This window comes from Roseovarius sp. MMSF_3359 (assembly GCF_030733385.1).
Classification (GTDB): Bacteria; Pseudomonadota; Alphaproteobacteria; order Rhodobacterales; family Rhodobacteraceae; genus Roseovarius.
The window spans coordinates 453,556-473,959 of the sequence record NZ_JASHJC010000001.1; the positions used below are offsets into that span (position 1 = coordinate 453,556).

At 61.2% G+C, this 20,404-nt stretch carries 20 protein-coding genes; 6 read left to right on the forward strand and 14 right to left on the reverse strand.

Features of this window, described 5'->3' with window-relative positions; translation table 11 throughout:
- Positions 1–21: 21 nt before the first annotated feature.
- Entirely contained in the window at positions 22–1,914 is a 1,893-nt protein-coding gene (gene prpE, locus RBB29_RS02330) for a propionate-CoA ligase PrpE (protein ID WP_306116127.1), read from the reverse strand.
- A gap of 234 nt (positions 1,915–2,148) precedes the next feature.
- Positions 2,149–4,428, reverse strand: coding sequence for an NADP-dependent malic enzyme (locus tag RBB29_RS02335; protein ID WP_306116128.1), 2,280 nt, complete (start codon positions 4,426–4,428; stop codon positions 2,149–2,151).
- 237 nt (positions 4,429–4,665) lie between these two features.
- Between RBB29_RS02335 and upp the strand changes: the two genes are divergently transcribed.
- Positions 4,666–5,298, forward strand: a complete 633-nt coding sequence (gene upp / locus RBB29_RS02340; protein WP_306116129.1) for a uracil phosphoribosyltransferase — start codon at positions 4,666–4,668, stop codon at positions 5,296–5,298.
- 65 nt (positions 5,299–5,363) lie between these two features.
- Positions 5,364–6,449, forward strand: a complete 1,086-nt coding sequence (locus tag RBB29_RS02345; RefSeq protein WP_306116130.1) for an SPOR domain-containing protein — start codon at positions 5,364–5,366, stop codon at positions 6,447–6,449.
- 106 nt (positions 6,450–6,555) lie between these two features.
- Here RBB29_RS02345 and RBB29_RS02350 read toward each other — a convergent pair whose 3' ends face one another.
- From RBB29_RS02350 to RBB29_RS02360, 3 genes are all read right to left on the reverse strand, one after another.
- The gene (locus RBB29_RS02350) at positions 6,556–7,581 is read right to left on the reverse strand and encodes a hypothetical protein (RefSeq protein WP_306116131.1); all 1,026 of its coding nucleotides are present in this window, start codon (positions 7,579–7,581) and stop codon (positions 6,556–6,558) included.
- Between the two features lie 116 nt (positions 7,582–7,697).
- The gene (gene ppk2, locus RBB29_RS02355; protein WP_306116132.1) at positions 7,698–8,504 is read right to left on the reverse strand and encodes a polyphosphate kinase 2; all 807 of its coding nucleotides are present in this window, start codon (positions 8,502–8,504) and stop codon (positions 7,698–7,700) included.
- A gap of 88 nt (positions 8,505–8,592) precedes the next feature.
- Positions 8,593–10,221, reverse strand: a complete 1,629-nt coding sequence (locus RBB29_RS02360; RefSeq protein ID WP_306116133.1) for an AMP-binding protein — start codon at positions 10,219–10,221, stop codon at positions 8,593–8,595.
- Positions 10,222–10,342: 121 nt separating this feature from the next.
- On the opposite strand from RBB29_RS02360, the gene RBB29_RS02365 reads away from it, so the two are divergent.
- From RBB29_RS02365 to RBB29_RS02380, 4 genes are all read left to right on the forward strand, one after another.
- The gene (locus RBB29_RS02365) at positions 10,343–10,990 is read left to right on the forward strand and encodes a sulfotransferase family 2 domain-containing protein (protein WP_306116134.1); all 648 of its coding nucleotides are present in this window, start codon (positions 10,343–10,345) and stop codon (positions 10,988–10,990) included.
- A gap of 210 nt (positions 10,991–11,200) precedes the next feature.
- Positions 11,201–11,875: a Hint domain-containing protein gene (locus RBB29_RS02370; RefSeq protein ID WP_306116135.1), complete on the forward strand. Its 675-nt coding sequence runs from the start codon at positions 11,201–11,203 to the stop codon at positions 11,873–11,875.
- Between the two features lie 133 nt (positions 11,876–12,008).
- Complete coding sequence (locus RBB29_RS02375) at positions 12,009–12,395, forward strand: nuclear transport factor 2 family protein (protein ID WP_306116136.1); 387 nt, start codon at positions 12,009–12,011, stop codon at positions 12,393–12,395.
- Positions 12,396–12,511: 116 nt separating this feature from the next.
- On the forward strand, positions 12,512–13,081 hold the full coding sequence (locus RBB29_RS02380; protein WP_306116137.1) for a L,D-transpeptidase: 570 nt from the start codon (positions 12,512–12,514) through the stop codon (positions 13,079–13,081).
- 82 nt (positions 13,082–13,163) lie between these two features.
- Here RBB29_RS02380 and RBB29_RS02385 read toward each other — a convergent pair whose 3' ends face one another.
- From RBB29_RS02385 to RBB29_RS02425, 9 genes are read right to left on the reverse strand one after another with little or no spacing between them, the layout of a single operon-like run.
- Positions 13,164–15,359 carry a 3-hydroxyacyl-CoA dehydrogenase NAD-binding domain-containing protein gene (locus RBB29_RS02385; RefSeq protein ID WP_306116138.1) on the reverse strand — a complete coding sequence of 732 codons (2,196 nt, stop codon included), beginning with the start codon at positions 15,357–15,359 and terminating at the stop codon, positions 13,164–13,166.
- Positions 15,352–15,897, reverse strand: coding sequence for a hypothetical protein (locus RBB29_RS02390; protein ID WP_306116139.1), 546 nt, complete (start codon positions 15,895–15,897; stop codon positions 15,352–15,354). The genes RBB29_RS02385 and RBB29_RS02390 overlap by 8 nt, the downstream gene beginning before the upstream one ends.
- Positions 15,894–16,352: a cupin domain-containing protein gene (locus RBB29_RS02395; RefSeq protein ID WP_306116140.1), complete on the reverse strand. Its 459-nt coding sequence runs from the start codon at positions 16,350–16,352 to the stop codon at positions 15,894–15,896. Before RBB29_RS02395 ends, RBB29_RS02390 begins: the two co-directional genes overlap by 4 nt.
- Positions 16,353–16,355: 3 nt before the next feature.
- Positions 16,356–17,567, reverse strand: a complete 1,212-nt coding sequence (locus tag RBB29_RS02400) for an acetyl-CoA C-acetyltransferase (protein ID WP_306116141.1) — start codon at positions 17,565–17,567, stop codon at positions 16,356–16,358.
- On the reverse strand, positions 17,564–17,806 hold the full coding sequence (locus RBB29_RS02405) for a hypothetical protein (RefSeq protein WP_306116142.1): 243 nt from the start codon (positions 17,804–17,806) through the stop codon (positions 17,564–17,566). The genes RBB29_RS02400 and RBB29_RS02405 overlap by 4 nt, the downstream gene beginning before the upstream one ends.
- Entirely contained in the window at positions 17,803–18,438 is a 636-nt protein-coding gene (locus RBB29_RS02410; RefSeq protein WP_306116143.1) for a glutathione S-transferase family protein, read from the reverse strand. The genes RBB29_RS02405 and RBB29_RS02410 overlap by 4 nt, the downstream gene beginning before the upstream one ends.
- Positions 18,439–18,465: 27 nt before the next feature.
- Complete coding sequence (locus RBB29_RS02415; RefSeq protein ID WP_306116144.1) at positions 18,466–19,623, reverse strand: acyl-CoA dehydrogenase family protein; 1,158 nt, start codon at positions 19,621–19,623, stop codon at positions 18,466–18,468.
- A gap of 17 nt (positions 19,624–19,640) precedes the next feature.
- Positions 19,641–20,189, reverse strand: coding sequence for a hypothetical protein (locus RBB29_RS02420; protein WP_306116145.1), 549 nt, complete (start codon positions 20,187–20,189; stop codon positions 19,641–19,643).
- On the reverse strand, positions 20,186–20,398 hold the full coding sequence (locus tag RBB29_RS02425; RefSeq protein WP_306116146.1) for a hypothetical protein: 213 nt from the start codon (positions 20,396–20,398) through the stop codon (positions 20,186–20,188). The genes RBB29_RS02420 and RBB29_RS02425 overlap by 4 nt, the downstream gene beginning before the upstream one ends.
- Between the last annotated feature and the right edge of the window lie 6 nt (positions 20,399–20,404).

A 20,404-nucleotide genomic window follows, 5' to 3' on the forward strand; every position in this document is an offset into this window, starting at 1 on the left:
CGCCACCCTTTTTCCGTGTCTTTATGATTTCGCGTAGCCGATGCCCTGCAGCGCATCCCGGATCTCGTCCAGGATGACCGGGTCGTCAATCGTCGCCGGCATCTTGTAGTCCTTGCCATCCGCAATGCTGACCATCGTGCCGCGCAGGATCTTGCCGGAGCGTGTCTTGGGCAAACGGTCCACGACGACAGCAAGTTTGAAGGCTGCCACCGGGCCGATCTTTTCCCGCACCAGCTTGACACATTCGCGGGCAACATCCTCGTCACTGCTGGCCGAGCCCTTGTTGAGGCAGAGGAAACCCACCGGCAGTTGGCCTTTGAGCTGATCGCTCACACCGATCACCGCGCATTCTGCGACCTCCGGGTGGCCGGCCAATACTTCCTCCATCCCGCCAGTCGAAAGGCGATGGCCCGCGACGTTGATGACGTCATCGGTGCGCGCCATGATATAGAGGTATCCGTCCTCGTCGATCATGCCCGCATCGCCGGTCTCGTAATAGCCGGGGAAAGTCTTGAGGTAGGATTTGCGGTACCGGTCCTCGGCATTCCATAGCGTCGGCAGCGTCCCCGGGGGCAGGGGCAGTTTGACCGCGATTGCGCCCAATTCGTTTGGTCCGTTCGGGTGGCCGCCCTCATCCAGAATTTGCACGTCATAGCCCGGCATCGGCACGGTGGGTGAGCCGATCTTGACCGGCAGCGCCTCGATCCCCGCAGGGTTGCCGACAATGGTGTATCCGGTTTCGGTCTGCCACCAGTGGTCATAGACCGGCACCTGCATCGTGTCCTGCGCCCATTCGATCGTGTCCGGGTCGGCCCGTTCGCCCGCAAGGTAAAGCGCGCGCAGACAGGAGATGTCGTAATCCTTTATGAGCTCCCCTTTCGGGTCATCCCGCTTGATCGCACGCAGGGCCGTGGGGGCGGTGAAAAAACTGCGCACGTTATGTTCGCTGATAACCCGCCAGAACGTCCCGGCATCGGGGGTGCCGATTGGCTTGCCCTCGAAGACGACGGTGGTGTTGCCATGGATGAGCGGCGCGTAGCAGATATAGCTGTGTCCCACGACCCAACCCACATCGGACGCGGCCCAGAACACATCGCCGGGATCGGCCTGATAGATGTTCTTCATCGTCCAGTTCAGGGCCACTAGGTGGCCGCCCGTGGGACGCACAACGCCCTTGGGCGCGCCGGTCGTACCGGAGGTGTAGAGGATATAGACCGGGTGATTGCCCTCGACCGGGACGCAGTCGGCGGGGGTCACGCCCTCCTGCACTGCGTACCAGTCGTGATCGCGGCCCGGTGTCAGGTCGGCGCGGTGCTCGTCGCGTTGCAGGATGACGCAGAGATCCGGCTTGTGCGTGGCCATGTCGATCGCACCATCGAGCAGCGGCTTGTAATCGACGACCCGCCCCGGCTCCAGCCCGCAGGAGGCGGCGATGATCGCCTTGGGCTCAGCATCGTCGATCCGGACGGCCAGCTCATTGGCGGCAAACCCGCCGAAGACGACCGAATGGATCGCACCCAGCCGGGAACAGGCCAGCATCGCTTCCAGCGCCTGCGGCACCATCGGCATGTAGATGATGACGCGGTCGCCCTTTTCCACGCCTTTTTCGCGCAGCGCCCCGGCCAGCGATGCAACACGGGTCTGCAACTCGCCATAGCTGATCTTGTCTTTCTTGCCGGTGATCGGGCTGTCATAGATGATGGCGGTTTGATCGGCCTTGCCGGCCTCCACGTGACGGTCCACCGCGTTATAGCAGGTATTGACCACCCCATCGTTGAACCATTCGTAGAGCGGCGCATTGTCGTCAAACAGGGCCTTGGAAGGCTTTTGGATCCAGTCGATGGCTTCGGCCGCCTGCATCCAGAAACCTTCGGGATCCTTCTTCCATCCCTCATAGATGTCGCTGTAGGCCATGATTTCCTCCTCCGGTAATACCATTGCATACTGTTACGAGAAGACCGGGATGCGCGACAAGAAAGTTACCGTTAGCAGCGACCGTTTGGCGCAATAATTTGCAAGGCGGAGAAAATAGACCTGAATATTTTTGCAAACCCCCGAATTTCAGGGGGATTTGCAGTTGGTGTCGCAGGTTTTTGCAAATTTGCTAACTCTTAGGTGCAAACCCAGTGCCAGAATCGCGCGCGCCCTTCAGCCGTAATGATCGACCGGCGTCCCGGCGATGGCCGCCATGTTGAGCAACCCGCGCGCGGTGATCGAAGGCGTCACGATATGCGCCCTGTTGCCCATGCCCATCAGGATCGGACCAACCTCCAGCCCGCCGCCCTTCATCTTGAGGATGTTGCGCACGCCCGAGGCCGCGTCGGCGTTGGAAAAGATCAGGACATTGGCCGCCCCTTCCATCCGGTTGTCGGGCAAAAGCCGCGCGCGCAACTCTTCGTCGAGCGCGGCATCGACATTCATTTCGCCCTCATAGCAGAAATCGCGGGGCTCACTGTCGAGCAACGCCAGTGTCGCGCGCAATCGCTTGCCCGAATCCTCGCCCTGGTTGCCAAACTGCGATTTTGAACAGAAGGCAATCTTGGGCTCGACACCGAAACGCCGCACATGACGGGCGGCCCCAATGGCAGCTTCGGTCAGGAACTCGGGGTCGGGGAAGGTTCGCACATGGGTGTCCGCGATAAAGAGCGGCCCGTCCTCGAGGATCATCATCGACAGCGCCCCCTGCGGATGCAGCTTCTCGTTGCCCAGGACCTGGTTCACGTAGTTCAGGTGCCAGCGGTATTCGCCGAACGTCCCGCAGATCAGGCTGTCGGCCTCGTTGCGGTGCACCATCACGGCGGCAATGGCGGTCGAGTTCGTGCGCATCACGGCCCGGGCCAGATCGGGTGTCACGCCGCGGCGCTTCATGATCTCGTGATAGCTGCCCCAATAGTCGCGATAGCGCGGGTCATCCTCGGGGTTGACGATGCTGAAGTCGCGCTCCGGCCGGATTTCGAGGCCCAGCCGCTCGCACCGCTGCTCGATCACCTTGGGCCGCCCGATCAGGATCGGTTGCTCGCTGGTCTCTTCGAGAATGGCCTGCGCCGCCCGCAAGACCCGCTCATCTTCGCCCTCGGCAAAGACGATGCGGCGGGCGACCTTTGCCGCGGCTTCGAAAACGGGGCGCATGAAAAGCGCGGATTTGTAGACCGAAGCGTCGAGTTTCTCTTTGTACGCCTCAAGATCTTCAAGCGGGCGGGTCGCCGCGCCAGTCTCCATCGCGGCTTTGGCCACGGCGGTCGACACGATCCCCGACAGGCGCGGGTCAAAGGGTTTGGGGATCAGGTAATCCGCCCCGAAGGTCAGTTGCTCCCCCTGGTAGGCAGCGGCGGCCTCGGCACTTGTCGTCGCGCGGGCCAGCGCGGCGATGCCTTCGACGCAGGCGACCTGCATCTGGTCGTTGATCTGCGTCGCCCCGACATCAAGCGCGCCACGGAAGATGAAAGGGAAGCAGAGGACGTTGTTGACCTGGTTCGGAAAATCGCTGCGCCCGGTGGCGATGATCGCATCGGGGGCCACCTTGCGGGCCTCGTCGGGCATGATTTCGGGCGTGGGGTTGGCCAGCGCGAAGATGATCGGGCGATCGGCCATTTTGGCAACCATCTCGGGTTTGAGTACGTTGGGACCCGAGAGCCCGAGGAAGAGATCGGCCCCCTCGATCACCTCATCCAGCGTGCGCATGTCGGTAGCTTGGGCAAACGCCTCCTTCTGCGGGTTCATGTCCTCGGTCCGGCCCTTGTAGACCAGCCCGTGAATGTCGCAGAGAAAGATGTTCTCGCGTTTGACGCCGAGTTTCAGAAGCATGTTGAGGCAGGCGATCCCGGCCGCGCCGCCCCCGGTCGAGGCGATCTTGATATCCTCGAACTTCTTGCCCGCAACGTGTAGCGCATTGTGGGCCGCGGCGCCAACGACAATGGCGGTGCCATGCTGATCGTCGTGGAACACGGGGATGTTCATCCGTTCGCGGCAGAGCTTTTCGACGATGAAGCAATCGGGGGCCTTTATATCTTCGAGGTTGATCGCGCCAAAGGTCGGCTCCAGCGCGCAGACGATATCGGCCAGCTTTTCGGGATCATTTTCGTCCACCTCGATGTCGAAGCAGTCGATGCCCGCGAATTTCTTGAATAGAACCGCCTTACCCTCCATCACCGGTTTGCTGGCCAGCGCACCGATATTGCCAAGGCCGAGGACGGCAGTACCGTTGCTCACGACGGCGACGAGATTGCTGCGCGCGGTGTACCGGCTGGCCTCCGCCGGATCGGCTTTGATCTCAAGACAGGCCTCGGCCACACCGGGGGAATAAGCCCGCGCCAGGTCGCGGCCGTTGGCGAGCGGCTTGGTCGCGCGTACTTCGAGTTTACCGGGTTTCGGAAATTCGTGATATTGCAGCGCCGCCTGACGCAAAGTCTTTTCCTGGCTGTCGTTCATATCACTCTCCCGCTATTTAGTTTAATATTAAACTATATTGTTGGCCGTGCCTATGTCAGGTTTCGGCATGGTTTCAAGTCCAGATTGCAATGTGCAGGCTTGTCGCGCAATCACGAATTGCCGAAGGGGCCGTATGGGCGGGGCCGCAGCGCGTTATCGAGCGGGTTGGGCATTGCTCTTCACGGGAGTTTCTGGGAAGACAGATACGCTGCCACGTATCAAAAGACAGGAGAGTACATGACCCAGCACCTGACCGTCGTGAACCACCCGCTGATCCAGCACAAGCTGACCTTGATGCGTGAAAAAGACACGTCCACCGCCGTGTTTCGCCAACTCCTGCGCGAGATCAGCCAGCTTCTGGCCTATGAGGTCACCGACCAGTTGCCGATGACCACGCGCCGGATCGAAACGCCTTTGCAGGAGATGGATGCCCCCGCGCTCGACGGGCGCAAACTGGCGCTGATTTCGATCCTGCGGGCGGGCAACGGTCTGCTTGACGGCATGTTGGAGCTGATCCCCTCGGCGCGGGTCGGTTTTGTCGGGCTCTACCGGGACGAAGAAACGCTGAAGCCGGTACAGTATTATTTCAAGGTGCCTGATCACATGGACGAGCGCCTCGTGATCGTAGTCGATCCGATGCTGGCCACCGGCAATTCCTCGGCGGCAGCGGTTGATCTGCTCAAGCAATCCGGCGCGAAGGATATCCGGTTCCTTTGTCTTCTGGCGGCGCCGGAAGGGGTAGCGCGGATGAAGGAAGCGCACCCCGATGTGCCGATTGTCACGGCCTCTCTGGATGAGAAATTGAACGAGGTGGGGTATATCCTGCCGGGACTAGGTGATGCGGGTGACAGAATGTTTGGCACTAAATAAGCCATAACTGTTTACTAAACGCCCAAAATGAGGCAACCTGCCCCGAATTGTTGCCGGGGGGCAGAATGAACCTATCGAGAGTGTTTGCGGCCGCTGCCATCGCCGCATCCTTCAGCCTGAACAACGCACAGGCGCAATCGCTGAACAACGGGTTGGTGCCGGCGGAGTTTCCGCCCGCCTCGTACAAAGGTCGGCAATATGTCGACAGCCAGGGGTGTGTGTTCATCCGGGCGGGCATTGACGGCAACGTCACCTGGGTCCCGCGTGTCACCCGCAACCGAAAGGTCATCTGCGGGTATCAGCCAACTTTCGCCAGCAAAGCAGCCTCGCCCAAGGTGACGGCCACCGCAGAACCGGCTCCGGCGGCAGTTCGTAAACAAGCCCAAAAGCAACCTGCTACGCGCAAAACAGCGACCGTGCAGCAACCGGTGATCCCCGCCAACGAGGGGCGCGCCGCGGCCTGTCGCGGCGGCAATGCCGTGTCGCAGCAATATGTTGGGCGGGTCGGGGACAATGTCCGCTGCGGACCGCAAACCGGGCAGTTTACCACCCGCGTCCGGCGGGACAATGACCGGGGCGCGTCGGTCAATGTCTACCGGCAGGCGCGGACCGAGCCGGTGCGCATGGTGCCGCGCCATGTCTATGAGAACCAGCAGATCAATGGTCCGGCGATCGTCGTGCCGAAGGGGTACAAACCCGCATGGGATGATGACAGGCTGAACCCCAAGCGCGCGCATCAGACCCTGGCCGGCAAGGCGCAGATGGATCAGATCTGGAGCGAAACCCTGCCGCGCAGGCTGATTACACGGGATGACAGGCGCGCGGTGGCGTATGAACCGACGGAATATGTTCCCGTGGGCAATAGCCAGTCGACCACCACGCTGTCGACACGCTCGACCTCGGTCAAGGCGCCACGCAAGGCCAGCCACAGATATGTTCAGGCGGGCCTGTTCCAGTCCGATACCAGCGCGCGCAAAGCCGCCAAGCGCCTTGCCAAGTCCGGGCTTCCGGTCCGCATCGGCAAGGTGGTGCATAAGGGGGTGTCCTATCCGGCGGTGTTCGCCGGGCCATTCCAAACCCAGGCACAGCTTGACGGGGCGTATGATCGGGTAATCGCGTCGGGCTATCGCAACGCGCGTTTGCGGAAGTAAGCGCCGCTCCGCAGTTTCATCGCTTTGACCGGATAAGTTGATATGGCCCGCGCCTCTGGCTAAATGCGCCGTGCATCCCCATCACTGGCGGACGCACCGCCCGGCTTTAACTGCCACAAATCCCTTGCAGGCGGACCCAGTTCGCGTCGCTGAGAACCGGATCCGGTGAGCCGTCGACAAAGGGGTCCGCTTCGATCAGGCCCAGGGTGGTCTCACCCGAGATATCGACCGCGAAGGCATAGGGCGTTGAACGGACCGACCACGACCGGAACCCCAACAGCATCACCTCATCGGAAAGCACGGTCTTGTCCCCGGTCAGCAGATGCTGCGCATAGGATTGCAGGAGTTCGGGCCGGATTTCCCCGGTTGTGAGCAACTGGAAACTGGCCCAGAACCCCTTGTGTTCCAGCAGTTCTTCGAGCGGATCGTACCGCTCGGACCGCAGCCTTTCGGCAATGATGTAACCCGCGACCACATCCGGGTCTTCGTGATCTTCGACCAATGCGCGATTGACGAGGATCGTACCGCCCGGCAGGTGGGTTGCATCGCGGACACCGCCGCGCACAACGATAATGCGGCCAGGGCCGTTCGCGGCGGGCAGCCGCGCGGCCAGTTGCATCAGCGCGGCAGTCCCTTCGGCATCGCGACAGGCTGGGCCGGTGATGCGCTGCATGATGTCGAGAAGCGCGGCGCCGATTTCCTGCCTTTTGACGTCGGGCACGACGGAAACCGCATGGGCGCGCATCGCCCCCGGCAACCAGAACACCATCAGCGCGACCACCGCGGCCATCGACGCCAGGAAAACCACCAGGCGGAGCCTGCCCGGGTGCGGGCGCCTGCGTTCCACCGCCGCGCGCAGTTTTTCGATGGCACTCACCATCTCTTTTTCGTTTTCCGAAAGCTCCAGCGTCTCGCCCGGGTCGCCATCGGGGTGATAGATCGCCGGGCGTCTGCCCGGATTGGCGCGCTGCACCGCGGGGATGGACCAATGGGCCAGGGGTTGTTCGCGCAGGTCGGTGATGATGAGGGTGGCATCGCCGATGGAGACGATCACTTCGGTACGCTGCACATCCGGTGTCGCGCGCCAAAGGCCCGATGCTTCGAGCCGTTGATATTCGTCCAGTGCCGTCATTCCGTGGTGGGCCTGCTCTGCCTCGTTGGCGCGGAGCCTAGCACGGGCGCAGGCAGCGGGGCAATTGTGCTAACGTCACCGGGACGGGATAAACGGCGTTAGAGAGACCGAGGGGTTCACACCAGGTCGCGATGTACCTCGGGGACAAATTCCTGATCGTCCATCGGCGGGCGGACATATCCCTTTTGCGGCGGGCGATCCTCCAGCACGACCGGGTCACGCGCCACCTCCTCATAGGGGATCAGGGACAGCAGATGGTTGATGCAATTCAGCCGTGCGTGTTTCTTGATGTCCGACGAGACCACATGCCACGGCGCCTGCTTGATGTCCGTATGGGCGAACATGTCGTCTTTGGCCTTTGAATAATCGACCCACCTCTTGCGGCTTTCGAGGTCCATCGGGCTCAGTTTCCACTGCTTCGTCGGATCGGTCAGGCGTTTCTGGAACCGGCGTTCCTGCTCTTCGTCACTGACCGAAAACCAGTACTTGATGAGTTGGATGCCCGACCGGACCAACATGCGTTCGAATTCGGGACAACTGCGCAGGAATTCCCGGTATTCGCGATCCGTGCAGAACCCCATCACCCGCTCGACGCCCGCGCGGTTGTACCACGAGCGGTCGAAAATCATGATCTCCCCCGCAGCGGGCAGATGCGCGACGTAGCGTTGGAAATACCATTGGGTCTTTTCCCGTTCGGTCGGGGCGGGAAGGGCCACCACCTGACAGACCCGTGGGTTCAACGCCTCTGTGATGCGCTTGATCGTGCCGCCCTTGCCCGCGGCATCGCGGCCTTCGAATATGATCGCAACGCGGTGGCCCGTCTCCTTGACCCATTCCTGCAGCTTGACCAGTTCAATCTGCAGTCGCGTCAGTTCTTCTAGATAGGCCTTGTTGGAAATCTTGCCGTTTGAGTCCTTCGCCATCTGGTCCCCCGTCATGATTTTGGATCAGACGAGCATACAGCAAAGCCGGAAATTCCCAAATCGGCCCCATTGGCGCGGGGCCGGCGGGTCAGATTCCCTGCGCCACTTTCCGCAGTTCAAACTTCTGGATCTTGCCGGTCGAGGTCTTTGGCAACTCCTGGAAAACCACACGCTTGGGGGTTTTGAACCCGGCCAGATTTTCGCGACAATAGGCGATCAGCCCGGCCTCGTCCTCGGGTGCATCCTTTTTCAACTCGACAAAGGCGCACGGCACCTCGCCCCATTTCTCATCCGGCTTGGCCACGACCGCACAAAGCAGCACATCGGGATGGGCCATCAGCACGCCTTCGACCTCGACCGACGAGATGTTTTCCCCGCCCGAGATGATGATGTCCTTGGCGCGATCCGCGATCTTGAGATAGCCGTCGGGATGTTGCAGCGCGATGTCGCCGGAATGGAAATAGCCGCCCGCGAAACATTCCGCCGTCGCCTCGGGGTTCTTGAGATACCCTTTCATCACCGTGTTGCCGCGGATCATGATCTCGCCCTGGGTCTCGCTATCCATCGGGATCTGCGCCATCGCCTCGGCGTCCATCGAGGTGATGTCCTCGGCCATCGGCATCAACACCCCGGTGCGGGCCTTGATGGCATAGCGTTCATCATCGGGCTTGTTGTCCCATTCGCTGTGCCACAGGCATTCGGTCACATGGCCATAGGTTTCGGTCAGACCGTAAACCTGCGTCACGTCAAACCCGAGCGGTTCGATCTTGCGCAGCGTGGCCGCGGGCGGCGGCGCGCCGGCGGTGAAGACCTTGACGATATGGTCAAAGTCGCGCCGGTCGGCCTCATCCGCGTTCACGATGGTGTTGAGAACGATAGGCGCTCCGCCGAAATGGGTCACCTTTTCATCGGCGATCAGGTCATAAATCCCCTTGGCCGTCACGTCGCGCAGGCAGATCACCGTGCCGCCCAGCATTGGCATCATCCAGGTATGGTTCCAGCCGTTGCAATGAAAGAGCGGCACAATGGTCAGGTAGCGCGGGTGCCGGGCCATCTCCCAACTGATCGCGGTGCCCATCGTCATCAGGTAGGCGCCGCGGTGATGACACACCACGCCCTTGGGCCGCCCGGTGGTGCCGGAGGTGTAGTTGAGCGAGATGCTTTCCCATTCATCCTCGGGCATGATCCAGGCGAAATCGGGATCGCCGCTGGCCAGAAGCTCTTCATAGGTCTGGTGGTCGCCGGTCGCGGGCAGGCCCGCCTGTTCATCGGCAACCTCGATGATGATCGGGGCAGGGCCTTCCATCTGGTCAATGGCATTGAGCGCCAAAGGCAGGAATTGCGTATCGACCAACACGACTTTGGCCTCGCCATGATCAAAGATATAGCCGACCGTGCCCGCCTCAAGCCGGGTGTTGATCGTGTTCAGGACCGCGCTGCACGCAGGGACGCCAAAATGCGCTTCGGCCTGCGCGGGGACGTTGGGGATGATCGTGGCGACCACATCGCCCGGGGCCACGCCCAGTTTCGCCAGACCCGAGGCCAGCCGGGTGCAGCGTTCGTAATACTCGCCATAGCTGCGCCGCGTTTGACCGTAGACGACAGCGTCATAGCCCGGATAAAGATGCGCGGCTCGGCGCAGGTGCGACAGGGGGGTCAGTGGCACGAAATTGGCGGCGTTCTTCTCCAGCCCGGTTTCGTCTTTCATCCAGCCCATCGGATCCTCCCTGATTCTGTCCCTCGGCACGGTTAACTGAGAATATTGAAAAAGCGCCGCCGATCAATTTTTAAATGTCAGACAATTGAAATTGGCCCGGCCTGCCCCTAGCCTGCGTGGCATGATCATCTCGCCCGGGCGCAACTATATCTTTGTTCATATCCCGAAGACCGGCGGCACGTCGTTGGCGCTGGCCCTGGAAGGGCGGGCGATGGCCGATGACATCCTGATCGGGGACACACCCAAGGCGCTCAGGCGGCGAGGCCGGATCAAGGGGATCAAATCTGCCGGTCGGCTTTGGAAACACAGTACGCTCGCGGATATCGACGGGTTGGTCCCGCCGGACGATATCCGCCGGGCCTTTACCTTTACCCTCGTGCGCAACCCCTGGGACAGGGTGGTGAGCTACTATCACTGGCTCCGGGAACAGTCATTCGATCATCCGGCGGTGGTGCTCGCGAAGGCCCGGGATTTCAGCGGGTTTCTCAATGCGCCCGATACCATCGCGGCACTCCGGGCCGAACCCTACGCGCATCACATGACCGGATGCGACGGACAGGAGCAGTGTGATGCCTATCTGCGGCTTGAGCAGTTCGATACCGATGCCCGGGTCCTTTGGGACCATCTGGGCTTCGCGTTGGAATTGCCGTGGATCAACCGGTCGGCGCGGACCAAACCCTATGTGGACTATTACTCCGATGCGGACCGCAGCCTTGTGGCGGACATTTCCGCGGTGGATATCGGGCGCTTCGGCTACCGATTCGGTTAAGGTTGGCACCGGAATCCTCCTATATAGGTGGATAACCCCGGCCTATTTGCGAACAATCCCGATGCCGGATTCCCGATTGGCCACAATGCGGCGACATTGCCTTAATTCCGCCCCGTTTCGGCCAAAGGACCGGCAAATCCTGCCCGCAAAGTAAACTGGTTAACGCCACACTCCGGCTGCCACCGGATACTTCGTGAGGGGATGCAAGAAATGCTTGGATGGACATCGCAAACAGATGGGAAAACCCACCGCGTGTCGGAAACATCAGGCGCCTATGATGGCGGTGCCGCCGGGGTGATGACGGGCCTGACGGTAAGCACCAAAGTCGCCTCGACGATGGGATGGAGAAAGGTTGAGGCGTTGACCGAAGGCGACAAGGTATTGACCTTTGACGCCGGGATGCAGCCCATTAGCAAGATCACACGCAACACGCTCTGGTCGGGTCAAGGCCCGTGTCCGAAGCGTTTCTGGCCGCTGGAGGTCGCGGCCGGTGCGTTGGGCAATCGCGATGTCATGTTGCTGTTGCCGCACCAAAGCGTGATGATCGAAAGTGACGCTGCAGAGGAAGTGTATGGCGATCCCTTCACCCTGATACCGGCCGCGGCGCTGGAAGGGGTGAACGGCATTCGCCGGATTGAACCAGAGCAGGATTTCGAGGTGTTCACACTGCATTTCGAAAGTGACCAGGTGGTTTTTGGCAACAGCGGGGCGCTTTTCTTCTGCCCCTCGGCCCGCGACCTTCTGGAGCATGCATTCGAACCGGTCGAGCAGTCATCCTACGTGGTGCGGCCGTTGCGCGAAGCGCGCGTGCTGGCCAAGGAAATACAGACCGCCACCGCGGCGATCTGCGACGTGTCCCCGTGCGAAAGCATGGTCGCCGCCTGACGGGCAGAAAGAGGCGGCAAAAAGAAACCGCGCGGCCAGTGCATGGGGGCCGCGCGGTTTTTTGCGCCAGACCGACGGTTGCGGCAGGTGCCGGCATCTGGTTTCTTGCGCCTGCACTTGCAGGAGATCGCCCATGACGGAAACCAATGGCAACGCGGACGGTCTGCTGGCCGAATTGACCGCTTGTGAATGTGCCGTCTGGGACGCGCTGTTGCGGGGCGATGCCAAGGCGGATGCAGCCGCGTTGGACGAAAGTTTCCTCGGTGTTTATCCGGACGGCTTTTCCGGCAAGGCGGCCCATATCGGGCAACTCGAAGACGGCCCCACGATAAAGGCCTACACCCTGTCCGACCTGCGCGCGCGGGCGCTTGGCCCGGATCACGCGATCCTGTCCTACCGCGCGGATTTCGAACGCCCGTCTGGTCCGCGGGCAGAAGTGATGTATGTCAGTTCAATCTGGCAACGGCGCGGTGCATCCTGGATCAACATCTTTAGCCAGGACACCCCCGCGGCCCCCTAGGTCGATGGCAAATCACGATCCATTAATTCTGCGTGATCCCGCGCCGCGGCCTGTGGTAACGCCGGGGCGCCCGAACTATGTTCGGGCAACGAGCAATGAGACAGGATCGTGACGAAATGAGGCATTCCAACCCCACCCGCCGCGCGGCAATCCTTGGCGGCCTGGCAAGTTTGGCCAGCCCGACGATTTTGCGCGCCAGCGATGTTCCCGTGTCCGATGCGGTCCGCCGGAATGCGTCGTCCTTCGTCACGCGCCATTGGAGCGACCATTTCGATACCTTGGGCAAGGGCGCGATCGTCGCGGATATCGACAGCCGGGCGTTGCATTATTGGGCGCCTGATGATGCGACCTATCGGCTGTTTCCCTCGTCCGTTCCCAAGACCGAAGAGCTGACCCGACGCGGCTATACCGAGATCGTGCGCCGCAAGGTTGGGCCAAGCTGGACGCCGACGGCCTCCATGCGCGAACGCGACCCGTCGCTGCCCGAGTTCATGCCGCCGGGCGAGGGGAACCCGTTGGGCACCCATGCACTTTATCTGTCCTGGCCCGCCTACCTGATCCACGGCACCCATGACACGCGCAAGATTGGCCGGATGTCCTCTTCCGGCTGTATCGGGCTCTACAACAACCATATCGAGGCGTTGTTTAACGAAGCTGCCATCGGGACGCAGGTCCTGCTTCTCTGAGCCGTTTCTCTAACCGCCCAGGACAAAAAAGAGCCGCCCGTAATGGGCGGCTCCTTGTTTTTGGCGAGGGGTCAGACGGCGCTCAGGCCGCGGTCGCCTGCTGGCCAAAACGGCCGTAGAAGCTCTGATTTTTCTGAGCCATGTCGCGCAGCAGGTCGGGCGTCGTGAAACGCGGGCCGAACGCTTCGGTCAGTTGGTCGCACCGCTCGGCCGCATAGGGCGTGCCGATGATGTCGAGCCAGCTGAACGGGCCACCGGACCACGGGGCAAAGCCCCAGGCCAGGATCGCGCCGACGTCCCCTTCGCGGATGTCCTCAAGCACATCTTCTTCGAGCGCCCGCACGGCCTCCAGAACCTGCGCGAACATCAGGCGATGTTGAACCGTGATGAGGTCCGGCTGCTCGTCGGCGCGGGGATATTGTGCTTCCAGGCCTTCCCAATAGCCCTGGCGTTTGCCCTTCTCGTCGTAGTCGAAGAAGCCCGCGTTGGATTTGCGGCCCAACCGGCCTTGCTCTTCCATCCAGAAGATCACCTCGTCCACGGCGCCATCGGGGTAGTCATCCCCCATAGCGGCGCGGGTGGCGCGGGCAATCTTGGCGCCAAGGTCAATCGACGTCTCGTCCACCAGTTGCAGCGGCCCGACCGGGAAGCCCAGTTGACGCGCGGCATTGTCGATGAGCGACGGCGCCACACCCTCGGCCACCATGCGGATGCCTTCGTTGATGTAAGGAATGATGCAGCGGTTGCAGTAAAAGAACCGCGCGTCGTTGACGACAATCGGCGTCTTTTTGATCTGACGCACGTAGTCCAGCGCCTTGGCCACCGCGCGGTCACCGGTTTCCTGGCCCTTGATGATCTCGACCAGGAACATCTTCTCGACCGGCGAGAAGAAGTGGATGCCGATGAATTGCTCAGGCCGTGCGCTGGCCTTGGCAAGATCGCTGATCGGCAGGGTCGAGGTGTTGGTGGCAAAGATGCAATCCTCGCCCACAACGGCCTCGACCGCCTTGGTGACCTCGGCCTTGATGGCGGGGTCTTCGAACACCGCCTCGATGATGAGATCAGAGCCCTTGAGCGCGTCGTAATCGGTCGTCGCGGTGATAAGCGACAGCACCTTTTCCTTCTTCTCCTCGGTCGCCTTGCCGCGCTTGATGCCCTTGTCGAGGTAATCGGCGGTGTAGGATTTGCCGCGGTCTGCGGCCTCCTGTTTCTGGTCGATCAGCACGACCTCCATCCCCGCCATGGCCGAGACCAGCGCGATGCCGGCACCCATCATGCCCGCGCCCATGACGCCGACCTTCTTGACCGTCTGGTCTGGGGCTTCGGGGCGGTTCGCGCCTTTCTCCAGCGCCTCCTTGTTGATGAAAAGCGAGCGGATCATCGCTGCCGAGCTTGGGTTCATCAGCACATTGGTGAACCAGCGCGCCTCGATCTTGAGCGCGGTGTCAAACGGCACCTGCGTGCCTTCGTAAACCGCCGACAACAGCGCCTTGGCGGCGGGGAACGCGCCTTGGGTCTTGCCGTTGACCATGGCGGAAGCACCGACGAAGGTCATGAAACCAGCAGGGTGGTAGGGTTCGCCGCCGGGGATCTTGTATCCCTTCTCATCCCAAGGCTTGACGAATTTCGGCTCGCTCAAAATCCATTCCTTGGCTTTCGAGATCAGCTCGTCCGCTGGCACAACCTCATCGATCAACCCGCCGGATTTGGCTTTCTTCGGATCGCTCAGCTTGCCTTCGAGCAGGAAGGGCGAGGCGCCCATGGCGCCCAGCTTGCGCGTGAGCCGAGCGGTGCCGCCCATGCCGGGGAAGATGCCGACCATGATTTCAGGCAGGCCGATCTTGGCCTTGGGATTATCGGCGGCAAAGATGCGATGACAGGCCAGCGGGATTTCCAGACCGATGCCAAGCGCGGTGCCGGGCAGGCAGCAGGCGATGGGCTTGCCGCCCTTGTTCTTGTCGTCCATGCCGCCGCGTTCGATCTTGCGCAGGATGGCATGGGTCTGCATCAGCCCGTCCATGAGGCCCTTGGCGGGGTTGTCGCCCGCGCTTTCCTTCATCTTGGCGATGATGTTGAGGTCCATGCCTCCCGCGAAGGACCCGTCCTTGCCCGAGGTCAGGATGATGCCCTTGACCGCATCATCCGCCAGCGCCGCGTCGATCAGCGCATCCAGGTCGATGAACCCTTGCTGGTTCATCACATTCATCGACTTGCCAACCGTGTCCCAGGTGATGATGGCCACGCCGTCGGCGTCGGTTTTCATGGTGAAATCAGTCATTTGTGGTCTCCTCTTGCTCGGCTTCCAGAAGGCGGAGCCGGGCGTCCATGGATGGGTGCTGAAACTCGGCATCGGCCCAGATCAGCTGATTTTCGGTGAATTCCAGGGTCAGGAAGCACGGGGCCGCGTCGGCCGTCATGCAGTAATCGCCCCGATGTTGCAGGATGATGAGTTCGTGACCTTCCCGGTTCTCGAAGGTGAGCGCGAGAGCGTTCACATCAAGAATGCGCAGGTAGGTGCCGTCCGCAATGCTGGCCCAGATCTGCCGGGCGGTGCCGGCTGTCCCGGTGAAGGCATCGGCAAAGCCACGGCAGGCGATGTCGTAGGTAAAGAGGTAATCGTCAACGCCGTCATGGGTGATGTCGACCACCTCAACCGGGATGCGTTGGCCCTCCGTCCAGCGGCAGATCTTGGTGTAGAAGGTATTCAGCTCGGCCACGGGATCCGGGCTGTCGCCTTCGACCACACCGGCAAGAGCCGATGTGGCGAAAAGCGCCAGACCCGCGAGCGTGGCAGAGATGATGCCGCGTCCGATCACAGCGCCGATCCGTCCCGCCGGGTGAAGGTGGCGGTGCCGTCCTTGAGCCGCACTTTGAGGTCTACGTCCGAATAGGTGGCCGTTTCGTCCGTGGTGCGCGTGCCGATCACCAGAAACGCCACCGGCGCACCGGTGCGGTTGACCAGGTGATGCCCGTTGGGGTCATTGGCCGGGAAGGCCGCGCAATCGCCGGGGTGCATGTCGGTCTCGCCATTGTCGTCGATCAGGGTGCACACACCCTCTGTCACCATCACGAATTCATCCTCGTTCTGATGCCAGTGGCGCAGCGAGGATTTCGCCCCGGGCTCCAGCATCACGAGGTTCGCGCCGAACTGCGTGAGCCCACCCGCATCGCCAAGACGCAGGGAGGACCGCCCGGCCATCTCCGCGTCATAGGGCGCGGGATAGATCGACCCGGTGCGTGGCTCGATTTTGGATGTGTCGATGACCGGCATCGTTCAGACCCGCTCGATGATCGTGGCCGCACCCATGCCCGACGCGATGCAGAGCGTGGCAAGGCCCACCTCTTTGTCGGTACGCTCCAGCTCGTCCAGCAGCGTGCCGATGATGATTGCGCCGGTGGCGCCAAGCGGGTGGCCCATGGCGATGGACCCACCATTGACATTGACCAGCTCGGGGTCGACATCAAAGGCCTGCTGGAAGCGCAGAACAACCGAGGCGAAGGCTTCATTGACCTCGAAAAGGTCGATATCGCCAATCTTCATGCCTGAATCCGCGAGGATTTTTTCCGTGGCAGGGACCGGGCCGGTCAGCATGATCGTGGGGTCGGTACCGATCTTGCAGGTTTGCTTGATCCGCGCGCGGGGCTTCAGCCCGTATTTCTTGCCGAACTCTTCGTTGCCGATCAGCACACCGGCGGAGCCATCGACGATGCCCGAGGAATTGCCCGCGTGGTGGATGTGATTGATCTTCTCCAGGTGCGGGTATTTCAGCTTGGCCACAGCGTCAAAACCCGGCATCACCTCGCCCATCTGCTGGAAGGCGGGGTTCAGCCCACCTAGGGATTGCATATCGGTGCCGGGGCGCATGTATTCGTCATGGTCAAGGATCGTCAGGCCGTTCTGATCAGTCACGGTGATGACGGATTTGTCGAACCGCTTGTCTTCCCAGGCGGCGGCGGCGCGTTGTTGGCTCGCCATGGCCAGTTGGTCAGCCTGATCGCGGGTGAAGCCGTATTCGGTTGCGATGATGTCCGCGCTGATGCCTTGCGGCACGAAATAGGTCTCCATCGCGACGGATGGGTCCACCGCAATCGCGGCACCGTCGCTGCCCATGGGGACACGGCCCATCATCTCCACGCCACCTGCGATATAGGCATCACCGGCGCCGCCCTTGACCTGGTTCGCCGCCAGGTTCACGGCCTCCATGCCGCTCGCACAGAACCGGTTGATCGCCAGGCCGGGAATCGACTCGTCGAGATCCGAGGCCAGCACGGCGGTCCGCGCCAGGCAGCCACCTTGTTCCTTCACTTGAGTGACGTTGCCCCAGATCACGTCCTCGACCGCGTGGCCGTCGAGCCCATTACGGTCCTTCAGTGCGTTCAGCACCTGCGAGCTGAGGCGCACGGCGGTCACTTCGTGCAGGCTGCCGTCCTTGCGGCCCTTACCGCGCGGGGTGCGCACGGCGTCATAGATAAAGGCGTCGGTCATGAGATTTTTCCTTGTTCTAGGAATGTGTTGAGCTTGTTGGCGAGTTGTTCGACATCCGAGTCTGACAGCAGGTGATATTGGACATTTCCGGCATAGCTGAACTTCAGAGCAATCGGATTCAGACTGTCTTTGGTCTGAAAGATCGTGCGGCGGTTGCCGAAACTCACTTCCTTGAAGATGCCCCGTCTCCACAGTGCGATTTTGTCAATCAAGTTTGCCATTCCGAGGTCTTTCTTCACGCTCTGTCCGCGGGGGAGCCGGGCATCAGGTCATAGGGGTGTTTCCAGCCGGGGGTGTTTTCGATGTTCGAAAGCCACCGGTCGATATGGGGCCAATCCTTGCGGTCGAAACCGAAAGGCTCGGGGTAGAAGAGGTAGCCGCAGCAGGAGATGTCGGCATTGGTGATGCCGTCACCGACGATCCAGTCACGGCCATCGAGATGGGCATTGAGAGAGTGATAGGCGGCCTTGAGACGGCCCTGCATGAAGTGGATGACCTCCATCGGGCGCTTATCTTCGGGCAGGAAGTTCATCAGGAAACGGGTCATCCCAGCCTGAGAGCTGAGCTTGTGGTTGTCCCAGAAAACCCACCGCATGACTTCGCGCTGCTCAGCCGCGTCCTTGCCGCCGAATTTGCCGGTTTTTTCGGTGATATACATCTGCATGACGCCGGATTGGGTGAGCGTGGTGTCACCATCGACCAGCACGGGCACTTCGCCCATGACGTTGATCTTGCGGAATTCCTCGCTGCGGGTTTCGCCGCCAAAGAAATCGACGAACACCGGCTCCCAGTCGAGGCCGCTCAGTTCCAGCGCCAGCGCCGCCTTGTAGGCATTTCCGCTTTCGCCCATGCAATAGAGTTTGATCGTCATTGTCCTGCTCCCTGTTGTCCAACTGCGCTACGTGGATTTGGTTTCGGAAAACCCTCTCGAAATCAGCTCTTTCATGATCTCGTTGGTGCCACCGTAGATGCGTTGGACACGGGCGTCAGCCCACATTTCCGCGACCGCGTATTCCTGCATGAAGCCGTAACCGCCGTGGAGCTGCACGCATTCATCTAGCACGTCGCATTGCGTGTCGGTCATCCAGTATTTGGCCATCGCCGCCTTTTCGACGGTCAGCGCGCCCTGCATGTGCTCGGTGATGCATTCGTCGAGGAATGCGCGGGCGACTTTGGTCTTGGTCAGGCATTCGGCCAGCTTGAAACGGGTGTTCTGGAACTGGGTCAGGGGCGCACCGAAGGCTTCGCGTTCGTTGACATAGGCGATCGTGCGTTCGACTGCGCCTTCCATGGCGCCCTGCGCACCACAGGCGATGATCAGGCGTTCCTGCGGCAGTTGTTCCATCATCTGGTAGAAGCCGCGGCCCTCTTCGCCGCCCAGAATATTCTCCGGCGGGATTTCCACATTATCGAAGAAAAGCTCGGAGGTATCCCCCGCATGTAGGCCGACTTTTTCCAGATTGCGACCGCGGGAGAAGCCTTCCGCGCCTTCGGTTTCCACAACTACGAGCGAGATGCCCTTGGCGCCTTCCTTGGGGTCGGTCTTGGCGGCAACGACGATCAACTCGGCATGCTGGCCGTTGGTGATGAAGGTCTTTTGTCCCGAGAGGCGATACGCATTGCCGTCGCGCAGGGCCTTGGTTTTCATGCCTTGCAGGTCCGAGCCCGCGCCCGGTTCTGTCATCGCAAGTGCGCCCACCATCTCGCCCGACACCATCTTGGGTAGCCAGCGTTTCTTCTGCTCCTCGCTGCCATAGGCCAGGATGTAATGCGCGACGATACCGGAATGTATGGGGTTGCCCCAACTGGCCAGGTTGGCGCGGGATTGCTCCATGCAGATCACCGCCTCATGGCCGAAATCACCGCCCGCGCCGCCGTATTCTTCGGGGATCGACGGGCAGAGCAGACCCAAGGCACCCGCCTCGTTCCACGAACCGCGATCCATCTCGCCCTGCTTGCGCCAGCGTTCGTAATGCGGCGTCCATTCGTCGTTGATGAACTTCGCCGTCATCTCCGACAGCATCTGGTGCTCTTCTGTCATCCAGCGTGATGCCATTTCGCCGCCCTCCTGCCTTAATCCGGAACCGTCAAACGGCCCTTGCCGAAATCCACCCCTTTGAATTCCGGGTAAACTTCGGTGAGCACCAAAAGTTGCGCGCCTTCCTGAACCCGCACAAGATACCATGTCTCGGCGTCGCGAAGGGCGAGCGTCATGGATTCCGAACGCAAGGTCGTGCCATCGGCAAGAGTGAACGTGAAATCGGTCGGGACTAGCGCATAAGGCGCATCCGTCGGGGTCGTTTCATAGCGGATCTGGTCGAGATCCATCTTGATGTCATCGACGACGACTTCCTTCATCGACGTTTCGGTCAGCGCGATCAACTGCGTGCGCAACGCGGACGCATCCGTGTTGGCGCGGGTGGCCATGTGGTGCAGCATCTTTGGCGGTATGACATCGACGATGGTCGCGAAATCGCCGGTGGCGAAAGCCTGCTGGAAGCTAGACACGCGGTCTTTCAGCGCCTGTTTTTCAGCCTCGGTGTAGTCGGCGGCGATCGCGAGCGTGGCCGTCAACAGGATTGCGGAAACGCCCAACCCCACTATGCGAAGAACAGATTTCATTTCTTTCGGGCCTCGAGTTCGGAGTTGAAGATCCTGAGCCGGTGCGAAAACGTGTCTTCATTGATCACGCTGTCGAAGTTTTCAAAGAGGAAAGAGAGTGCCTCGCCCTCGTCCAACCCTGCCTCTTGGGCGAATTTCCTGAGCCGCCGATACCCGTCTTCGGTCATGGCAGCATTGAAACGGCGGGTCAGGCGAAAGCGTTTTGGCATATCTGT